Genomic DNA, 18723 nt, shown 5'->3' on the forward strand with positions numbered 1-18723 from the left:
ATTAGTTTATCCAAAAAAGAAAGCTTAAATACAAAACAGCAGCTAGATTTTAAATCTAGCTGCCTATATTTAGGGGGTCAATTGGGATTAGGGGCTTTTCTATAATATTATTATAAATAATTATTATTAAGTAAATATATACTTTATTAAAACTTTTTGTTAAGTTTACTCCTCACTGCCTAGTTCCTTATCACTTATAGACTCGTACTTGGCTTCAGTATCTCTGCTTAAAGTTGTTACATCTTCAGAACCCTCATCTATCATGTCTACAATAGCTTTTTCTAGCTTATGTTTTCCATTAATCTTTCTATTGTCCATTATTATTTTCCTCCGCCGCTATTTTACTAATGCTAATATATTAATTATAAGTAAGAGTTCTTTGTTTTATTCATATATATTTGCTGTGATCTTTATCAGTGTTTTTAAACTCTATTTTAGTTGCATTTATTGATATTCCGGTAGCCTTAAAGCAAGCTGCTATAACAATTATCGTTACTGCTCCAATGACAGTTGCCGCCCCCAATATCATATTTAAAATCCTCCTTTTAATCGGAATACTAAGTAGCATAAGGTCATTTACTCATATTATAAGCTATAAATTAAAGTCTATTTACGATCTGATAGTTGTCTACTATTAGTCTATGAAAAAAAGCTCAAGACTGTGCCTTGAGCTTTATAACTTGTTCCCTCTCCAATTTTTCAGAATTTCTCTAACAGATCTGGTCATTTCTATAGAAAAATCTGCTCCAGTTTTTCTTGCATACATAAATTGTCCAAAGTTACTAGCACCTGCTTTATTATCAGGAGCTATTCTTTTTTCTCTTTCAATATACATATCCTTAAAATCTTCATCAGATAGCCTTTTATACTCTTCATCAAATACAATATATTCTTTATCAAATCTAGGACTTATTATTCGATTCTGTCCCTCTGGATAATATCCCATACAAAGCATTGCGGCTGGAAAAACCCATTCAGGAAGCTTTAGAAGTTCTCTATGTATTTCCCAATTTTCTATTATATCACCAATATAGCATGAACCTATGTTTAATGCTTCCCCAGCTATTACAGCATTTTGTGCAGCTATGACAGCGTCTGCTATTGCTAGCATTAAATCTCCCTCATCAGGGGCATCAAATTCTAAATCTTTTTTATTGCAATATTCCTTAACCTCACAGTAATTATAATAATCAAACCATCTTTGCATATCTGCAAGAAAAATTAAGACTACCGGCGCCGAGGCAATAAAAGGTTGATTATCACAGGTCTTGCTCAGTGTTTTCTTTTTTTCTTCATCTTTAATAACTAATATAGAATATAGCATCATGTTTCCTGCTGAAGGCGCTCTCATAGCACTATCAAGAATAATATTCAAGTCCTCCCTTGAAATGGGTTTTTCAGCATACTTTCTGAGAGACATGCGATTTTTTAGCAAATCTATTGTTTCCATTTGTCCTCCTAACTCAATAACTATCTATTCTATTATATATTATAAAGTTCTACAAAAAATACTAAATTCCTTTAAAATAAAAAAAACACACACAAATTGAAGTAAAAATCCAATCTGTGTATGTTTTTTTAAAGGAATTTATTTTCTATGCTCTACTAAATCTATTGCACCTAAAACTATATGAGCAAGGCCAAACCCTGCTACTCCTGCTGCTAACATTGAAGCTGTATCTTTTGATTTATATTTTGTAGCTGCTGCTGTTGCTGCTGTTGCTGTTACAGCTGTTCCCAATAAAGTTGGAATTAAACCTTCACGATTTTTCATAATATAGCCTCCTTTTAAAAACGTATTACATTATTATAATGCTATTAATATCGCTCTTTTATCCGAGTGAACTATTTCATAGAAGCTATCTATTTGGCTTAATAGCCATTTATTATATTAAAGTTTCTTTTTCTATGCTTATACTTTCTTCAACCAAATCTGGCACCTTTTGTGCTTCAGGTATTATTCCATCTGCAATTCTGTGCTCCTGTTCTTCTAATATTTCTATATTTCTATCTGCCCTTCCTGCCGCCTTGCATAGTGCTGCTGTAAAAAATCCAATTGTTCCGCCAACCATAACTAAAAGCAATGTTGTCATAGTACTGCCTCCTTTATTGAAACCGCGAAAATCACATACTTTTATCTTATTATTTGCATAATTATATCTTTTTATCCAAAATGTTTTTTATTTATCTCAATAATATTTGCAGAAATAAAAGAAATTATGTAAACGTTATGCTATAATATATTTACAATTCTACAAAAACAAAAGGAGCCACTATTATGAATAAAAACTATTTATTCAAGGCTATTGTGAAGAGTTACTATGAAAATCGTTTTGAAGAAACAGTAAATGATTTACTAAAAGAAAACGAGAACTCTAAAGAACAGTTAGCTCAGATTATTTCAGCTCTTTGTGGAGTAGAAGTTAAATATTCTACTACAGCTTATGCTGAGGAACTTAAAAAAGCTATCGAAAGCTATAGCTCAAATCATAAGGTAGTTACAAAAATTAAAACCTGCAGCCTGGAATGTAAAAAAGACAATCAGCAGACCTGCTGCCAGGAAGCTTGTCACTTTGATGCAATAGTAGTAGATGAAGAAAAACATACTACCTTTATAGATGATGAAAAGTGCACTGATTGCGGCTTTTGTGTTGATGCGTGTCCTTATGGCAATTATATGGACAAGATCGAATTTATTCCATTGCTTAAATCCTTATAAAAGAATTTTACGAGCCTTTACGGCTCGTTTTTTTGTATAAAAAGATACTATTTTCACAAAATATACTAGTATATTAAAGTAGCCCCATTTGTTAAGGAGATGGTATTTTGAAGGCTAAATATAGCAATTTATTCAAGGAGCTTGTGAAGGTTTATTATGAAGGCGGTTTTGAAACAAAGCTCGAAAGCGTTCTTTCAGATCCAGAGGTTAATAAGGAAGACTTAGCTAGAGTAATATCCTCTCTATGCGGCGTTCAATTAGACTTTACTGATAATTATGTAAATGATTTGAAAAAATCTATTGAAAATTATCACATTGATCATAAGGTTGTAAATAAAGTTAAGACTTGCTCAATGGATTGTGTTGATATCGAAGGAAAAACTATGTGCGAAAGATCTTGTCCATTTGACGCTATCTTTATAGATGAAGAAACACACACCTCTTCAATAGATGAAGATAAGTGTACTGATTGCGGTTTTTGCGTTGAGGCTTGCCCCACTGGCTCAATATTAGATAAGGTTGAATTTATTCCTTTTGTCAATTTGTTAAAAGAAAAAGTGCCTGTAATTGCTGCAGTTGCTCCTGCAATACAAGGTCAATTTGGTCCAGATGTATCAATCTATAAACTAAGAAGCGCTTTTAAAAAAATAGGGTTTACCGAAATGGTGGAGGTAGCTTTTTTTGCAGATATGCTTACCTTAAAAGAAGCCGTAGAATTTGATGAGCATGTTCATACTAAGGATGATTTTATGATTACCTCTTGCTGCTGTCCTATGTGGGTTGCAATGCTTAAGAGAGTATATACTGACTTGGTAAAACACGTTTCCCCTTCTGTATCTCCTATGATTGCTTCTGGGAGAGTTATGAAGGAGCTAAATCCCAACTGTAAAGTTGTTTTCATCGGACCATGCATAGCTAAAAAAGCTGAGGCAAAGGAAAAAGATTTGCTTGGAGATATAGACTTTGTACTTACCTTTGCAGAGGTTATGGATATTTTTAAAGCCCTTGATATAAATCCTGCTGCTATGCCTGAGGATTATTCTACCGAATATGCTTCCATGGGAGGAAGACTTTACGCTAGAACTGGAGGCGTATCTAAAGCTGTTAGTGATGCTATAGAAAGAATCTTCCCAGAAAAATTCAAAATGCTTACTACTACTCAAGCAAATGGAGTAGTTGAGTGTAAAAAGATGCTTGCTGATGCAAAAGAAGGTCATATAGAGGCAAACTTCATAGAAGGAATGGGCTGCATAGGCGGCTGCGTAGGTGGTCCTAAAGCAATCATTCCAAAGGAAGAAGGTCGAGAAAGAGTTAATGCTTTTGCTTATAACTCAGATATAAAAGTAGCTGTAGATAGCGACACCATGAACAAGATTCTTAACAAGCTTGACATAGATTCCGTTGAAGATTTTATGCACAAAGAAAAAGCTCAGATATTTGAAAGAGATTTTTCTTAACCCTTATAAATAAATAAACATAAGAATATAAGAATATAAAAAGTTATATTCTTATGTTCTTTTCTTCTTATGTTGTTCCGTTTTTCTTTATGTTTATGATATACTTAGTATTACAATTATAAATATAAGGAGGACTAGGATTTGCTAAACAACATTAAGGCTGCAATTTTTGATTTGGACGGTACTTTAGTAGATTCTATGGGTATCTGGGAAAAGATTGATATAGAATTTTTAAAAGAAAGAGGACTCCAGGTTCCTTCTGATTTAAGAGATCATATAGAACATTTAAGTTTTATTGATACCGCTAAATATTTTAAAGATAGATTCAACTTAAATGAAACCGTGGAAGAGATAATGGCCGAATGGAACAACATGGCTAATTATGAATATTCAAATACAATTACTCTCAAACCTGGAGCTAAAGAATATTTGAACTGCTTAAAAGCAAAAGGAATTAAACTTGCACTAGCTACAAGCAATTCTCACCCGCTTCTTGAAGCTGTATTGAAAAACAATGGAGTGTTTGAATACTTTGATTCCATAACCACTACAATTGAAGTAGATAAGGGAAAAAATCATCCTGATATATATCTGCTTTCCGCTAAAAAAATGAATGTATCTCCTGACAATTGTATAGTTTTTGAGGATATATATCCTGCTGTGCTAGGAGCAAAAGCTGCCGGTATGACAGTAGCTGCTATATACGATATATATTCAGAACATCAAAAGGAAGATATAATTAAAACTGCCGACTATTTTATTTATGAATATAAAGAGCTTATAGAAGCTTGCTAATCCTGCAATATTGCAGGATTATTTTTTTTGTAAACCTTAGTTTTATTGTGAATATACTATTATAAAATAATAAGTTTAAGCTTATATAAAAATTAAATGCTTAAACAAACTTTCTAAATTATAGAATGCTCCACAGTTAAAGGAGGGATTGCTTTGTTTACTTTTCTAGTGTTTATACTTCTAATAGGTCTATGTTTCTTTGTATATGTATACTTAACAAATCAAATTGTCTCACAGCGTAAACGCATTATGCTTCTTATGAATCAGAACGCTGAATTAAAAAGAAAACTAAATAAGCTTATATATGATAATTCATCCCCAAAAACAAATAATATTCCTCTTCTAGACCTTCCAAAAGAAGAAAGTGAAGCTATGGAGGATGACCTCTAAAGCATATATCAAAATGGATGTTAAACAATCTTTAATGCTTTTAAAAAGCTTGATGAGATTGTTTAACATCCATTTTATTTTAATAACATTGAGTAAAACTTATTAATATTCCCCAAGTTCTGTAACACTTTTGAAACCTAATCATAAACTAAAAGTAATGGTATTCTATTACATACTAAGAGAAACAAGGAGGTTTAAAATGTATAACACCCCATTTTTCTATTGTCCTTATTGTATGCAGGCATCTGCATGTCCCTTTATGAACGACCAAATGAGAAACTTTGATGACTTTGAGGATTACGATGATTACGATGATTCTGACGACTTTTACGAATTCGACTCGCCTTATAGAGCTCCTCAGCAAGAGGTGAACAGAATACTATTACAGCTTAATCGCCAGAGACCTGAACTTAGCAGAGAGCTTCAAAGATACGGAGTAAGACCAGCCATAGTTAATACTTACTTTAGAATTGCTATTGCCTATACAATAGATAATGCTTCAAGATACACTGGCAACATAAATCAAAGAACAAATGCTATATTTGATAGCTTTAGGAGAAGCAATATTTGGATATTTGCTACTCTTCGTGCTTCAGGAGTGCCTGCCAATGTATCTAACCGAATTTTTAGAGAAGTAATTGAATTCACTTTAAGAAATATAAGCACTCCACCTGGACCTGGCCCATCACCAGGTGATAGATGGAGTCAATGGGAAGATCTTGGTGGAGTTTTAAACTCTGCTCCTGCTGTTTCCTCATGGGCACCTAACAGACTTGATACCTTTGTTGCAGGCAGTGATAATGCTCTGTACCATAAGTGGTGGAATGGCTCTCGTTGGAGTGATTGGGAAAACCTTGGCGGCACCCTAACTTCTGCTCCTGGTGCAGTTTCATGGGGACCAAATAGAATCGATGTATTTGGTCGCGGTACTAATAATTCAATGTGGCATAAATGGTGGGATGGTTCTCGTTGGAGTGATTGGGAAGACCTGGGTGGTGTATTAACCTCCGCTCCTGCCGCTGCTTCTTGGGCACCAAATCGTATAGACACTTTTGTAAGAGGTACTGATAATGCTCTTTATCATAAATGGTGGAACGGTTCTCGTTGGAGTGATTGGGAAAATCTTGGCGGAAACCTAACCTCTTCTCCTGCTGCTGTTTCATGGGGACCAAATAGAATCGATGTATTCGCTCGTGGTCAAAGAAATAGATTATTCCATTTATGGTGGGATGGTGCTCGCTGGAGCAGATGGGAAGACCTTGGCGGCAACTTAACTTCTGCGCCTGCTGTTTCCTCTAGAGCAACAAATAGGCTAGAGGTATTTGCTAGAGGACAAAATAATCAGTTAATGACAATGTCTTGGAACGGTTCTCGTTGGAGCAACTGGAACAATCTTGGCGGAAATATCACCTCTGACCCTGCGGCAGTATCTTGGGGGCCAAATAGAACAGATGTATTTGCTAGAGGCAGAAATAATGCTATGTGGCACATTTGGAGAGATTAATGCTATAACAAAACAATATTTCCAATAATCTTATAAGCTTTAAAAAAGGATATCATTTTTTGATATCCTTTTTCTTATTCAACTATACAGATATTTGTCTTACTTCTTTATATTTATTTAAATCAATATAAAGTTCTCCTTTATACGGATTACGTTTTGTTTTTACAGTTTTATTAATCATATAGATAGTAACTAAAACATTGGCAACAAGAGCTAATAAGCTAAAGATAAACAATGGAGTTTCATTATAAGTTGATGAAACAGCAAACTTACCTTTGTCGATAAATGCTGGAAACGTCTGTGCGAACATACACCATAATGCCAAAGTGTGTGCACGATGTTGAAGCCATGCGCCTTTTCCTACAGTAAATGCACATACAGTAGGTGCAAGCAATAATGCAAAACCACAATACCAAGAATGACCTGGCAGACAATTATAAGTATAGGCAAAATTCCATAAATCATATGCTATAATCCAGAACCACAACATGTCAGGCCACAACATATCTTGGCTTCCATCTTTATCTGTTTTTTTACGAATACAAATGCCTGCCCAGCCTGTAATTGTTATAATATTTAAGATGCCCGCAATAGCATTCATATAATTCCATGGACCGCCAAGTACATACATAGAGCCATCTGCTAGAATACCTCCCCCAGCATATTGAGCTCCAACTTGGATATCACGTGCTACAGCTTCAAGAATGTTGATTGCTAAGATTAAAGGTGGGAAGCAAAGCGCAATCTTATTGTCAGCTAATCTCCATTCCTTTCCCGTCTTCTTGTTTTTGCCTTTCAAATGCCTTATAAACCAGAATCCAATACATCCTGCTGTGGCAGAATAAACCTTCGCTAAATGAAACCAATCTGTATAAGTTGTATCCTTTAATACAGTAAACCATAAAACCGAAAGCACTACAGGCAATATTACAAAGCATACAAAGCCGCAAACTTTAGAACGCCTTGATACTTCATTAAGTAAAAATAAAATTATAAATACCGCAATCCAAACAAGCCACACGGAAAGTGCAGAAGCTCCTGCTTCAAAATTAAAACTAAACATTTTTATCCCCCAATTATCATTATTATTTTTTATTAATAGCAAACAATTTCCTTTATATAAAACTCTTTACCGCTTAGCATCTCCCAATTTCTTGCTTCGCACTTTGGACATATCCCCTTATTTGAAACCAAATTAAATACCTTATTGCACTCCTTACATAAAGCATTAGCAGGCAATATTTCTATTTCAAGTTTCGAATTTTCCAATATAGTCCCTTCAATTGTTGCTGGATAAAGACTTTTCATATATTTAGGAATCATTGAAGAGAGTTCTCCAATTTGCAAAACTAAGGTTTCAATTTTCTTTACGTTATTTTCTTTTGCAAGTTTTTCTACACTCTTAATAACTTCAAACAGAACTCCTATTTCGTGCATACAAACTCCCCTCTTTATAGATCATAAATTCTAATATCTCTAACTTATTTTAAAAATATTTTTAACTTTTTTAATTGTAATTCTCCCCTTGCGTTTAAGCACCTGTTTAACAACTACTGGTTTTAAATTTTCAAAAGCAACGCCTTCACCATCATACTTTCTTACAAGTGAAATCGCATCAAATTTACATTTTGTCGTACAGGCTCCGCAGCCTACACATAAGTATTCATCTACAACTGTTGCACCACAGCTTAAACAACGCTCAGTTTCTTTCTTAATTTGCTCTTCAGTAAAGGTACCCCGTAAATCCTTAAAGGTTTCTTTTGCCTTCATTCCATCCTCATGACATGCTTTTTGTCTTGGAAGATTATCATATCCTTCGAATTCAATATTTTGTTTATCTAAGGAATGATACTCCTTCCTGTCACGGCCTATTATTAAGCTTTGTCCTGGCTGGACATAACGATGTATAGAAATTGCACCTTCCTTGCCTGCTGCAATAGCATCGATTGCAAATCTTGGGCCAGTAAAAGCATCGCCGCCGGCAAAAATATCCTTTTCTCCTGTTTGGTAAGTAAAAGAATCTCCTTTAATCGTATTATTAGGATTTAATTCTATATTACTTCCTTCCAAAAGGTTTCCCCAGTAAATTGACTGGCCAACTGAAAGAAGTATAGTATCTGCCTTTACAACAATCGTTTCATTCTCATCATAGCTAGGATTAAACCTTTTATTTTCATCAAATACAGAAATGCACTTTTTAATTTCTATTCCTGTAACTCGTCCACCCTCTGTAATAATTCTTTTTGGTCCCCAGGAATTATTAATTGCAATTCCTTCTGCTAAGGTTTCCTCAATTTCTTCATCAAGTGCTGGCATTTCCTCACGACTTTCAAGGCAGAAGATACTAACACTTTCCCCTCCTACTCTTGCTGCTGTTCTAGCAACGTCTATAGCAACATTACCACCGCCAATGACAACTACATTACCTTTAAGCTTCACATCTTCTCCTAAATTAACTCTGCGCAGGAAATCTACTCCTGCAAATACACCTTCAGAGTCTTCGCCTCCAACTCCTATTTTTCTTCCTGCTTGAGCTCCAATTGCAAGATAAAATGCTTCATAACCTTCAGCCCTTAGATCCTTTAGGCTTACGTCCTTCCCAACTTCAATGCCTGTCTTAAATTCAACACCCAACTCTTTTAATATATCAATTTCTGCGTTAACTACATTTTTTTCTAATCTAAAGGATGGGATACCGAGTGTCAGCATACCCCCAAGCACCTTTTGCTTTTCAAATACCGTTACCTTATAGCCATCTATAGCTAAGAAAAAGGCACAGGAAAGACCTGCTGGCCCAGAGCCTACTATAGCAATTTTTTTGCCATACTCGTGTCTCTTTTTAGGTACATAGCGATTTTCTGTATTTAAATCCTGCTCTGCTATAAACTTTTTAATTTCATCTATAGCAATTGGATCATCTATATCTCCTCTTGTGCAAACTGATTCACACTTTCTTGGACAGATACGTCCGCATACTGCAGGAAGAGGATTATCCTGCTTAATTAGTTCAAGGGCTTCTTTATATCTTCCTTGAGAAGCTAATTTTATATAACCTTGAATGGCAATGTGAGCAGGACATTCTGTCTTACAAGGGCTGGTTCCAGTTTCAACAACATTTTTTCTATTAATTCTATAATCTGGATTCCACTTCTCAGGTCCCCACTCTGTATCGCGTGGAGTTTCAATCTTCTTAGCTGCAATCGGTTTTATTGAACATAATTTCTGACCTAGTTGAAGAGCATTAACAGGGCAGTTTGCAACACACTCTCCACAGGCAACACATTTATCCTTGTCTACATGAGATACGTAATTTGAACGTACCATATCAACATTTTTAAACATGCTAGCAGTTCTTAAAGAAAGACATGAACATCCGCAGCAGTTGCAAATTGCATGGGTTTTTCCTGAGCCATCAAGGTTTGGTATCTGGTGCATTAAACCATTTTCTTCTGCTCTTTTAATTATTTCAAAAGCTTCTTTCCTTGTAATCTGACGTCCTCTTCCTGTACGAATATAATACTCAGCAGCATGACCCATTTGAATACACATATCTTCTGCCAAATGGCCGCAGCCTTCCCCCATTACTTTTCTTGCTGTACGGCAAGAGCAATCGGAAACTGTAAAAATATCATTTTCGTTAAGGTATTTAGAAACTTCTTCATAGGAAGCCCTTCTTGTTTCACCATCAATAGCTTGTTCTATTGGAATAACACGCATTAGCCCTACACCTACTGGGAAAGCTCCTGTAGTCTTTGGTCCTCTTACTCTTCCATAAGCTTCAAAGGCTTCTGCAATTTGTGGATATTTGTTAACGTTTTCTACATTGTTAACCATCATCTCCATTATGCCAGGAACCCAAGTATCAAACCAATAATTATCAACACCATCAATTTTATTTACAAAGCATACCCCAGCAACCGCCAATTCCCACAAAAGTTTTTCAGTTGCTTCTACAGATTTACCGCATAATGGGGCAAGTTTTTCGGCGGTAGCTTTTTTGCGGATTTCCATGCAAAGTGCAACTTCTGCCATTTCCTCCGTGACAACTGGTTCTAAAATCATGTATTCTGGATCAGTAGCCTTTATCTCATTTTTCGACCCACGTTTTTTTCTGCTGATATGATTAGCAAGATCTAATACCTTTTCCTTTACCATGCCTTTATCCCCCAATTTTATATAAATATTAAACTTGATTCCATTTTCTCACTTCTTCTCGAATCCAATCTGCAAATTTATCTATACCTTCTCCTGTTCTTGCAGATATAGGAATAATTTCAACATTTGGATTTAACTTTTTAACTCGCTCTTTACAGACTTCCAAATCGAAATCAAAGTGTTCTAAAACATCAATTTTGTTAATTAATAAAACATCAACAATTGAAAACATTAGAGGATATTTAAGTGGCTTATCGTCTCCCTCAGGTACACTTAAAACCATGGCATTTTTTGATGCTCCAGTATCAAATTCTGCTGGGCATACTAAATTACCCACATTTTCCAAAATAGCAAAATCGATATCTTCAGTCCCTAGTGCTTCCAAGCCTTGTTTAGTCATATCTGCATCAAGATGACACATTCCACCTGTATGTAATTGAATAACTTTAACACCAGTTTTTGAAATAGTATGAGCATCAACATCAGAATCAATATCTGCTTCCATAACCCCTATACGCATTTCATTCTTTAGGGTATTAATTGTTTTTGTAAGAGTTGTGGTTTTTCCTGAACCAGGAGATGACATTAAATTCAACAAAAATGTCTTATCTTCTTTTAGCCTCTCTCTGAGCACATTTGCCTGGTTATCATTGTCCTCAAAAACACTTTGCTTAATCTCAAGAATTCTAAAATTGTTCATGCTTTCCCCCTATCACTAATATCAAGAATTTTCAGACATAAATAAAAATTTCTATCCTCATTTTACTTACATCTAGGTAAAACTTTTATTGGTATTTTTAAATTAATATTTTCTGGTCATACCAGCATAATTACGTTCTTGATAAAACTTTAACACAGCTTATTATATAAGTCAATGTTTTCCTTTAACTATAGCAATTATCTACTATTATCAATACTTATCAAAGTTTTAAGTTATTTATATATAGTTGATTTTTGGCTAATATTACAATATAATTATTATTGGTATGTGGCTATACCAGTGTCAGTTTAAAGGAGTGAACATACATGGAATTTACAAAACTAACTTCACCTTCATTGAAAGACCTATTTATACGTGAACTAGAAACTATGATTTTATCTGGAAAACTTCCGATTGGCGAAAAACTTCCTCCTGAAAGAGAGCTTGCTAAATCAATGCAGGTCAGCAGAGCTGTAGTTAATTCTGGAATCTCTGAATTAGCGCGAAAAGGTTTCTTAACCATCAAACCAAGAATAGGTACATTTGTAGCTGATTATCGTAGAAATGGAACTATGGACACCTTAATTTCAATTATGAATTATAACGGAGGAATATTAAGAAAATCAGATATTCGTTCAATAATAGAAATTCGTATTGCATTTGATTCTATGGCTGTGGAATCATGTATTCCTAAGATTACAGATGATGAAATTGCAATTTTAAAAGGCTATGTAAAACAAATGGATGAAACAAACTCTACTAGAGAGATTTCCGAATTAGCCTTTAAATTTTATCACGAGCTAGCTTTCCTTTCCGGAAATACCCTTACACCTATGATTTTTTCATCCTTTAAAATCCCTATCCTTTCATTATGGGAACGCTTTTGCATATTACACGGTTTGGAATCCTTGCGCAAAAATGCAGCTACTTTATATCACTTTATTGAGCAAAGGGATAAAGAAAAAGCTCTAGAATGGTTAAAGACTTCTCTTAACGATATAATAGATGGCAGCACACAAATTTACTATTAATTTTGCAATTCACTGCATTCTATCATCTATCTTGCTCTTACTAAAAAAACAACCTCCTTATGTTTGACTTCTTTTTTAATCTCATCAAACATAAGGAGGTTTTAAGTTTATTTATTATATTTCTGCAACTTTTGAAACTTTAGCTTCTGCATTATTTTTTGCAGAGGCTTTTAACATTGTTATTGAAGTATAAATTACAACTGCAATAACTACCCATCTTAATATATCAAGAGGAAGTGATTTTACTACAAGTGCAGCAATTAAAGTCCCTATAGCTCCAGGTATAGCCATTCCTACAGCTGCCTTCCTATTATAAGCCTTTTCCTTTATAAATTTAGCTGAAGCAGGAGGCATCAAAAATGCACAAGAACCCATCATTATTGGAAAAGCAACCTTAGGTGACATGCCAAGTGCAAATACCAGCGCCATGCATGGTGCATATAGTCCTATTCCAGCTGTCATCAAAGCGCCTAAAATAAAGTTTATAACTACTGCAGCTACAAGCTTTACCCCTGAAAGTCCGATAGCATTTCCGCCTCCTTGAATCCAACCCATTTTACCAGCAAACATAAACGAGGCTGTTACAAGCAAAGCTATTCCCATAACTAATTGAATTTTTCTTTCTGGCAATTTTGACACTATACCCGCACCAATTACAGCTCCTGCTGTAGCCGCCGCCAGCATTAATACAAGTGTGACAGCTTCAACTTCAATAACTTTTATAAATATTATAGCTTGCAGCAATACTGCAATTGTATTAGCAGCATTCATAGTTCCTGGAATTAATCTATCTTCTGTTTGCTTTGTAAATTTTAGTAGAGCAGTTTGTGGTGCAAAAGCTCCAATACCAAGCACATCAAAAAAATTAACTCCAAACCCTATTAAGCCTACCTTTGTCCAAGAACAATCTTCAAGTTGATTTCTATGTTTGATAAAATCCTTAAAAAATAATACCCCATACCCTATTGCTAATATTATAAGCGCTATCCAAATAGCCTTAACCATAAATAAAACACCCCTATTTTATAAATTATTTTTAATTCTATTTTGACATTTCTTTTGATTTTTCAATGCAACTCTTCATAGCTGATATAACCGCTGTTCTTAATCCTTGTTCCTCAAGCTTAGCAACTGCTTCTATAGTTGTTCCACCCGGGGAACATACCATATCCTTAAGAGCTCCTGGATGCATGCCAGTTTCCAGCACCATTTTTCCAGAACCAAGTACAGTCTGTGAAGCAAATTTATAGGCTTGATTTCTTGGCATCCCTCCTAATACTGCCGCATCTGCCATAGCTTCGATAAACATATATACATAAGCTGGTGCAGAGCCGCTAACTGCCGTTACAACATCCATTAATCTTTCACTTACAAGTTCTGCTTCACCAAAGCTTTCCAGAATCATCATTATTTCTTTAGTTTCTTCTTTGGATACCATAGTATTAGGACATGCAGCAGACATACCTTCTCCCACAAGAGCTGGCGTATTAGGCATAACCCTTACAACCTTAACTTTCTTTCCAAAAGCCTCTTCAGTACTGTTTAAGGATTTTCCAGCAGCTATGGTAACTATTATTATATTTTCTTTTATATAATCTTTAATTTCATTAATCACTATCGGGTATAAATTAGGCTTTATCGATAACACTAATATATCTGCTTTCTTAGCAACTTCCTTGTTATCCTTCGTTATATTAATACCATATTTTTCAGTAACCGCCTTTAAACTATCTTCATTTAAATCTGACACTATAATATTTTGTGGCAAAACCAACTCAGCTTTTATAATTCCGCCTATCATGGCCTGCCCCATATTGCCGCTTCCTATAAATCCAATTATTTTATCCAATTTAGCTCCTCCTATTAGCAGCCGCATCCTTCAAAAGACTGCTCTGTTCTTTCGATTATTTCATTTTGAAGTACTCTATCTAAGTTATTGAAGTAATCACTATAGCCTGCTACACGCACAATTAAATCACTGTATTGGTCTGGATTCTTTTGAGCTTCTATTAGCACTGCCTTATCTATTACATTAAATTGAATATGATGTCCATCCATCGTAAAATAAGCTCTTACTAAACTAGCCATATTATCAAGGCCATTTTCTCCTTCAACTACTGATGGGGTAAATTTCTGATTTAGCAGTGTACCTCCAGTCTTTAAGTGATCCATCTTAGCAGCTGATTTAACTACAGCTGTAGGTCCATTTGTATCAGCACCTTTTTCTGGTGATATACCTTCTGAAAGTGGAGTATGGGCTTTTCTTCCATTTGCACTCGCCCCCATAACTGAACCAAAATAAACGTGGCAGGTAGTTGGAAGCATATTAATTTTATAATATCCTCCTCTTGTATTCTTTCTTCCTTCAACTGTGTTATAGTAAGCTTCAAATATTTCTCTCATAATGCTGTCAGCGTAATCATCATCGTTTCCATACTTAGGAGTCTTATTTTTAACTAGGTTAAATACATCCTCATAACCCTCAAAATTACTAGACATAGCTTCCATAAGCTCAGTCATGGTTATATTTTTCTTGTCAAAGACCTGATACTTTATAGCTGTAAGACAGTCTGTTATAGTTCCAATACCAACGCCTTGAATGTAATTAGTATTATATCTTGCTCCGCCAGCGTTATAATCTTTTCCTCTTGATATACAATCATCAGTTACTACTGAAAGGAATGGCACTGGCATCATGGTAGCGTACAATCTCTCAATTACCCTGTTTCCTCTCATTTTTATCTCAATAAAGTGATTAATCTGCTTCTTATAAGCCTCAAATAATTGCTCGTAGCTTTCAAACTTAGAAGCATCACCGGTTTCTAGTCCAAGTTTCTTTCCTGTCATTATATCCACGCCATTGTTTAAGGTTATTTCTAATATCTTAGGTAAATTAAAATAGCCAGTTAGTATATATGCTTCTTTTCCAAAAGCTCCTGTTTCAACACACCCACTGGTTCCACCGCATCTAGCATCAATTAAGGATTTTCCGGCATTAAGCATCTCTTGAATAACTGCATCTGCATTGAACATGGATGGTTGTCCCCATCCTTTTCTAGAAATTTCGCAAGCTCTCTTAACAAATTTCTGAGGACTCTTCTTGCTAACTTGCACATTAGAACTTGGTTGAAGCAGTCTCATTTCATCAATTACATCTAATAATAAATAGCTTACGTCATTAACTCCATTTAAGCCTTCCGGAGTAACTCCGCCTATATTGATATTTGCAAAATCCGTATAAGTTCCACTTTCCTTAAGGGTTACTCCAACTTTAGGAGGTGCAGGCTGATTATTAAACTTAACCCAGAAGCATTGCAGCAGTTCTTCAGCATCATCACGTGTCAAGCTTCCCTCGTCTACTTCCTTTTTATAGAAAGGATACAAGTGCTGATCTAATCTTCCTGGATTATATGCATCCCATGGATTTAATTCTGATATAACACAAAGGTGAACAAACCAATACATTTGAAGCGCTTCTCTAAAATTTCTTGGTGCATAAGCTGGAACATGACTGCATACCTCAGAAATTTCAAGTAGTTCTTGTTTTCTTTGCTCGTCACTTTCTTTCGATGCTAATTCTCTTGCATATTCCGAATATCTCTTACCTAAAGTCATTACGGCATCGCATGCTATATCCATAGCCTCAAGCTGATGTTTTTTATCAACAGCCTCATCGTCATTATGGTAATCTAAATTCTTTATAGCTTCAGCTATATCTTTTTTAAAATCTACAAAACCTTTTCGATAGATCTTATCATCGCATACTGTATGTCCAGGTCCTCTTTGCTCCATAAATTCTGTAAAGATACCAGCACCATAGCAATCCTTCCACTCCTGGGTCATTCTATCCAAAATTTTATGTCTCATAGACCTTAATTCCCAATACGGAATAATAACTTCCTTTTGAACCTTTTTAGCTTCTTCGTCAACCTTGAAAGATATTTTTTCGCGTTTATCCATTATTTCAAAATCTTCTACAGTGTGGCAGCAAAGCTCTGGATAAGTTGGAGTTGCTGCAGGCTCTTCTCCTCTTTCTCCAACTATTAATTCCCCATCATTAATACAAAGCTTCTTTTTAGACATTAACTCCTTTAAAGCTATTGCCCTTAATACTGGAGTTGGAACTGCTCCTTCATATTTTTTATAGACCTCATCGACAATTTTAGCCCTTTCCATTGAGATCCTTGGAACAGCCTTTAAACTTTGATCCCTTAGCTTTTTAACTCTTTCTCTCATCATACTTATCAACCTCCATCCTATAATTAAACTAGCAAATACTAGTTAGCCACCTATTTTAACTTTAATTCCACGCCTTAAAAATCTATCTGCAATTTCTTTCATTCTTTCATCTGTAGGTTTTTCCATTCCTGATAGCTTATAGTCCATTTCAAGCCTTCTATATTTGTCCATCCCCATTTTATGATAAGGTAAAAGATTAACTTGTATAATATTAAGACTTGAAAGAAAGCTTATAGCTTCTTCTATATTCTCAAAATCATCATTTATACCAGCGATTATAGGCATTCTGACAAAAATATTAGCCCCCCTATCAGAAAGCTTTTTTAAATTGTCAAGTATCAAACCGTTTTCAAAGCCTATATATTTAGTATGTCTTCTATCATCCATAAGCTTTATATCATATAGAAACAAGTCTACATAATCGATTATTTTCTCAAATTTATCAAAGGCTACAAAACCGCTAGTATCAATTGCTGTATGAATACCTCTTTGCTTGCAGGCCTTTAATACTTCTGCTAAAAAATCTGCATAAAGCATTGGCTCTCCCCCAGAAAAGGTAACCCCTCCGTTAGACTCATCATAAAAAACTTCATCTTTTATTATTTCATCCATCAAAGCTTGAACTGTTATCTCTTTTCCTACATATTCTCTAGCCTTGTTTGGACAAAAATCTGCGCATTTGCCGCAAAGCCTGCACTTTGTTTCATCTGTCAAAGCTTTATTATCACTTATCTTTATAGCTTCATTAGGACACCTTTTAACACATACTCCACAGCCTGTACATCGTTCTTGAAAGAACATTATCTCATGCCTTGGATTTTGGCTTTCTGGATTATGACACCACCAGCATTTTAAAGGACATCCTTTTAAAAAAACAGTAGTTCTAATTCCAGGTCCATCATGAACAGAATACTTCTGAATGTTAAATATTGTGCCTTTATTCATACGCACCCTCCCCTTTATACCAAGCTAACCACCTATTGTTACTTCTTTAACAATATCAATAAAAATATATAAGCTTATAAAGCTTATATATTTTTTATATCCTAATCCTTGAAAACATTAGGAGTATGAACAGTTAGAATCTTAACCATTTTATTAGTATAATTTGCCCAGTTGTGGACAACAGTTGACTCATAGTGGGCACTATCTCCAGGATATAACTCATACCTTTGATTATCAATAAATAAGGTAAGTATACCTTCTAAAACATATACGAATTCTTCTCCCTCATGTTGATAAACAGTAACTTCTTCCTCACTTTTTGTGGGCAAAATCTTAATTAACCTTGGAAGAAGGTTTTTCCCTTTTCCATCGTTAGTCAAGTGATAATGTATAAATTGATTATTTACAATTTGAAACACTTCATTTTCATATTCCTTAAGTACAGGCATCCGATTACTTGCTTTTTCTTCGAGGAAGTATGATAAATTAACTTGAAGAGCCTTAGCAATTTTATCTAACGAATCAATTGCTACTGTAGTTAAGCCTCTTTCCAGCTGCGATAAAAAACCTATTGATAAATCTGTTTCAAAGCTTAGCTCTTTTAAAGTTAAATTTCTGCTATTTCTTAAATCCTTTATCTTCTTTCCAACATCATCTTTCATTGTTCTTACCTCTTTTTTATAATGTAATAAATCAATTATATCACAGTTATAAAATCAGAGTTTTCAGTTTGTAACACTAAATTTAACTTCATTCAGCTTATGGTTAACATTTACATCACTTACAAT

Annotated in this window: 20 protein-coding genes; 6 read left to right on the forward strand and 14 right to left on the reverse strand. The window is 34.7% G+C overall.

Going from position 1 to position 18723, the window contains the following annotated elements:
• Window positions 1–165: 165 nt before the first annotated feature.
• The 5 genes from NBE98_RS05420 to NBE98_RS05440 form a co-directional block, all read right to left on the reverse strand.
• Entirely contained in the window at window positions 166–318 is a 153-nt protein-coding gene (locus tag NBE98_RS05420; RefSeq protein ID WP_250813344.1) for a hypothetical protein, read from the reverse strand.
• Window positions 319–388: 70 nt separating this feature from the next.
• A complete protein-coding gene (locus NBE98_RS05425; protein ID WP_250813345.1) occupies window positions 389–529 on the reverse strand; it encodes a hypothetical protein in 141 nt (46 codons plus the stop codon).
• A 144-nt stretch (window positions 530–673) separates the two neighbouring features.
• Window positions 674–1450, reverse strand: coding sequence for a nitroreductase family protein (locus tag NBE98_RS05430; RefSeq protein ID WP_250813346.1), 777 nt, complete (start codon window positions 1448–1450; stop codon window positions 674–676).
• A 138-nt stretch (window positions 1451–1588) separates the two neighbouring features.
• Window positions 1589–1774, reverse strand: coding sequence for an asparagine synthase (locus tag NBE98_RS05435; RefSeq protein ID WP_250813348.1), 186 nt, complete (start codon window positions 1772–1774; stop codon window positions 1589–1591).
• Between the two features lie 112 nt (window positions 1775–1886).
• Window positions 1887–2093, reverse strand: a complete 207-nt coding sequence (locus tag NBE98_RS05440; protein WP_250813350.1) for a DUF3789 domain-containing protein — start codon at window positions 2091–2093, stop codon at window positions 1887–1889.
• A gap of 185 nt (window positions 2094–2278) precedes the next feature.
• Between NBE98_RS05440 and NBE98_RS05445 the strand changes: the two genes are divergently transcribed.
• From NBE98_RS05445 to NBE98_RS05465, 5 genes are all read left to right on the forward strand, one after another.
• Window positions 2279–2719, forward strand: a complete 441-nt coding sequence (locus NBE98_RS05445) for a 4Fe-4S dicluster domain-containing protein (protein WP_250813351.1) — start codon at window positions 2279–2281, stop codon at window positions 2717–2719.
• Window positions 2720–2826: 107 nt separating this feature from the next.
• The gene (locus NBE98_RS05450; protein ID WP_250813352.1) at window positions 2827–4176 is read left to right on the forward strand and encodes a [Fe-Fe] hydrogenase large subunit C-terminal domain-containing protein; all 1350 of its coding nucleotides are present in this window, start codon (window positions 2827–2829) and stop codon (window positions 4174–4176) included.
• Window positions 4177–4317: 141 nt separating this feature from the next.
• Window positions 4318–4971, forward strand: coding sequence for an HAD family hydrolase (locus NBE98_RS05455; protein ID WP_250813353.1), 654 nt, complete (start codon window positions 4318–4320; stop codon window positions 4969–4971).
• 153 nt (window positions 4972–5124) lie between these two features.
• Entirely contained in the window at window positions 5125–5361 is a 237-nt protein-coding gene (locus NBE98_RS05460; protein ID WP_250813355.1) for a hypothetical protein, read from the forward strand.
• A gap of 637 nt (window positions 5362–5998) precedes the next feature.
• Window positions 5999–6865: a PLL family lectin gene (locus NBE98_RS05465; protein ID WP_490016182.1), complete on the forward strand. Its 867-nt coding sequence runs from the start codon at window positions 5999–6001 to the stop codon at window positions 6863–6865.
• Between the two features lie 82 nt (window positions 6866–6947).
• Here the strand turns inward: NBE98_RS05465 and NBE98_RS05470 are convergent, their stop codons facing one another.
• The 4 genes from NBE98_RS05470 to hypB are packed head-to-tail and all read right to left on the reverse strand — an operon-like array spanning window position 6948 to window position 11720.
• Window positions 6948–7928: a DUF5692 family protein gene (locus tag NBE98_RS05470; RefSeq protein WP_250813359.1), complete on the reverse strand. Its 981-nt coding sequence runs from the start codon at window positions 7926–7928 to the stop codon at window positions 6948–6950.
• Between the two features lie 32 nt (window positions 7929–7960).
• Window positions 7961–8302, reverse strand: coding sequence for a hydrogenase maturation nickel metallochaperone HypA/HybF (locus tag NBE98_RS05475; protein ID WP_250813360.1), 342 nt, complete (start codon window positions 8300–8302; stop codon window positions 7961–7963).
• Window positions 8303–8341: 39 nt separating this feature from the next.
• A complete protein-coding gene (locus tag NBE98_RS05480) occupies window positions 8342–11020 on the reverse strand; it encodes an FAD-dependent oxidoreductase (RefSeq protein ID WP_250813363.1) in 2679 nt (892 codons plus the stop codon).
• 28 nt (window positions 11021–11048) lie between these two features.
• Window positions 11049–11720 (reverse strand): hydrogenase nickel incorporation protein HypB, encoded by a 672-nt coding sequence (hypB, locus tag NBE98_RS05485; protein ID WP_250813364.1) that lies wholly within the window; start codon window positions 11718–11720, stop codon window positions 11049–11051.
• Window positions 11721–12046: 326 nt separating this feature from the next.
• Here hypB and NBE98_RS05490 point away from each other — a divergent pair, with 326 nt between their 5' ends.
• Window positions 12047–12751: a FadR/GntR family transcriptional regulator gene (locus NBE98_RS05490; protein ID WP_250813365.1), complete on the forward strand. Its 705-nt coding sequence runs from the start codon at window positions 12047–12049 to the stop codon at window positions 12749–12751.
• Between the two features lie 114 nt (window positions 12752–12865).
• Here NBE98_RS05490 and NBE98_RS05495 read toward each other — a convergent pair whose 3' ends face one another.
• From NBE98_RS05495 to NBE98_RS05515, 5 genes are all read right to left on the reverse strand, one after another.
• Window positions 12866–13756 (reverse strand): sulfite exporter TauE/SafE family protein, encoded by an 891-nt coding sequence (locus NBE98_RS05495; RefSeq protein ID WP_250813367.1) that lies wholly within the window; start codon window positions 13754–13756, stop codon window positions 12866–12868.
• Window positions 13757–13793: 37 nt separating this feature from the next.
• Window positions 13794–14600 (reverse strand): pyrroline-5-carboxylate reductase, encoded by an 807-nt coding sequence (gene proC / locus NBE98_RS05500; RefSeq protein WP_250813374.1) that lies wholly within the window; start codon window positions 14598–14600, stop codon window positions 13794–13796.
• A gap of 14 nt (window positions 14601–14614) precedes the next feature.
• Window positions 14615–16990: a trans-4-hydroxy-L-proline dehydratase gene (gene hypD, locus NBE98_RS05505; protein WP_250813376.1), complete on the reverse strand. Its 2376-nt coding sequence runs from the start codon at window positions 16988–16990 to the stop codon at window positions 14615–14617.
• Window positions 16991–17032: 42 nt separating this feature from the next.
• A complete protein-coding gene (locus NBE98_RS05510) occupies window positions 17033–17935 on the reverse strand; it encodes a trans-4-hydroxy-L-proline dehydratase activase (protein ID WP_250813380.1) in 903 nt (300 codons plus the stop codon).
• A gap of 101 nt (window positions 17936–18036) precedes the next feature.
• On the reverse strand, window positions 18037–18597 hold the full coding sequence (locus NBE98_RS05515; protein ID WP_250813384.1) for a helix-turn-helix domain-containing protein: 561 nt from the start codon (window positions 18595–18597) through the stop codon (window positions 18037–18039).
• Between the last annotated feature and the right edge of the window lie 126 nt (window positions 18598–18723).

It is taken from the genome of Clostridium swellfunianum (assembly GCF_023656515.1).
Lineage (GTDB): Bacteria > Bacillota > Clostridia > Clostridiales > Clostridiaceae > Clostridium_AT > Clostridium_AT swellfunianum.

Bases quoted from the DNA above. Each gene is read 5' to 3' on its own strand.
- NBE98_RS05420 (WP_250813344.1), bottom strand. From the start codon at position 318: ATGGACAATAGAAAGATTAATGGAAAACATAAGCTAGAAAAAGCTATT.
- NBE98_RS05425 (WP_250813345.1), bottom strand. From the start codon at position 529: ATGATATTGGGGGCGGCAACTGTCATTGGAGCAGTAACGATAATTGTT.
- NBE98_RS05430 (WP_250813346.1), bottom strand. From the start codon at position 1,450: ATGGAAACAATAGATTTGCTAAAAAATCGCATGTCTCTCAGAAAGTAT.
- NBE98_RS05435 (WP_250813348.1), bottom strand. From the start codon at position 1,774: ATGAAAAATCGTGAAGGTTTAATTCCAACTTTATTGGGAACAGCTGTA.
- NBE98_RS05440 (WP_250813350.1), bottom strand. From the start codon at position 2,093: ATGACAACATTGCTTTTAGTTATGGTTGGCGGAACAATTGGATTTTTT.
- NBE98_RS05445 (WP_250813351.1), top strand. From the start codon at position 2,279: ATGAATAAAAACTATTTATTCAAGGCTATTGTGAAGAGTTACTATGAA.
- NBE98_RS05470 (WP_250813359.1), bottom strand. From the start codon at position 7,928: ATGTTTAGTTTTAATTTTGAAGCAGGAGCTTCTGCACTTTCCGTGTGG.
- NBE98_RS05475 (WP_250813360.1), bottom strand. From the start codon at position 8,302: ATGCACGAAATAGGAGTTCTGTTTGAAGTTATTAAGAGTGTAGAAAAA.
- NBE98_RS05480 (WP_250813363.1), bottom strand. From the start codon at position 11,020: ATGGTAAAGGAAAAGGTATTAGATCTTGCTAATCATATCAGCAGAAAA.
- hypB (WP_250813364.1), bottom strand. From the start codon at position 11,720: ATGAACAATTTTAGAATTCTTGAGATTAAGCAAAGTGTTTTTGAGGAC.
- NBE98_RS05490 (WP_250813365.1), top strand. From the start codon at position 12,047: ATGGAATTTACAAAACTAACTTCACCTTCATTGAAAGACCTATTTATA.
- NBE98_RS05495 (WP_250813367.1), bottom strand. From the start codon at position 13,756: ATGGTTAAGGCTATTTGGATAGCGCTTATAATATTAGCAATAGGGTAT.
- hypD (WP_250813376.1), bottom strand. From the start codon at position 16,990: ATGATGAGAGAAAGAGTTAAAAAGCTAAGGGATCAAAGTTTAAAGGCT.
- NBE98_RS05510 (WP_250813380.1), bottom strand. From the start codon at position 17,935: ATGAATAAAGGCACAATATTTAACATTCAGAAGTATTCTGTTCATGAT.
- NBE98_RS05515 (WP_250813384.1), bottom strand. From the start codon at position 18,597: ATGAAAGATGATGTTGGAAAGAAGATAAAGGATTTAAGAAATAGCAGA.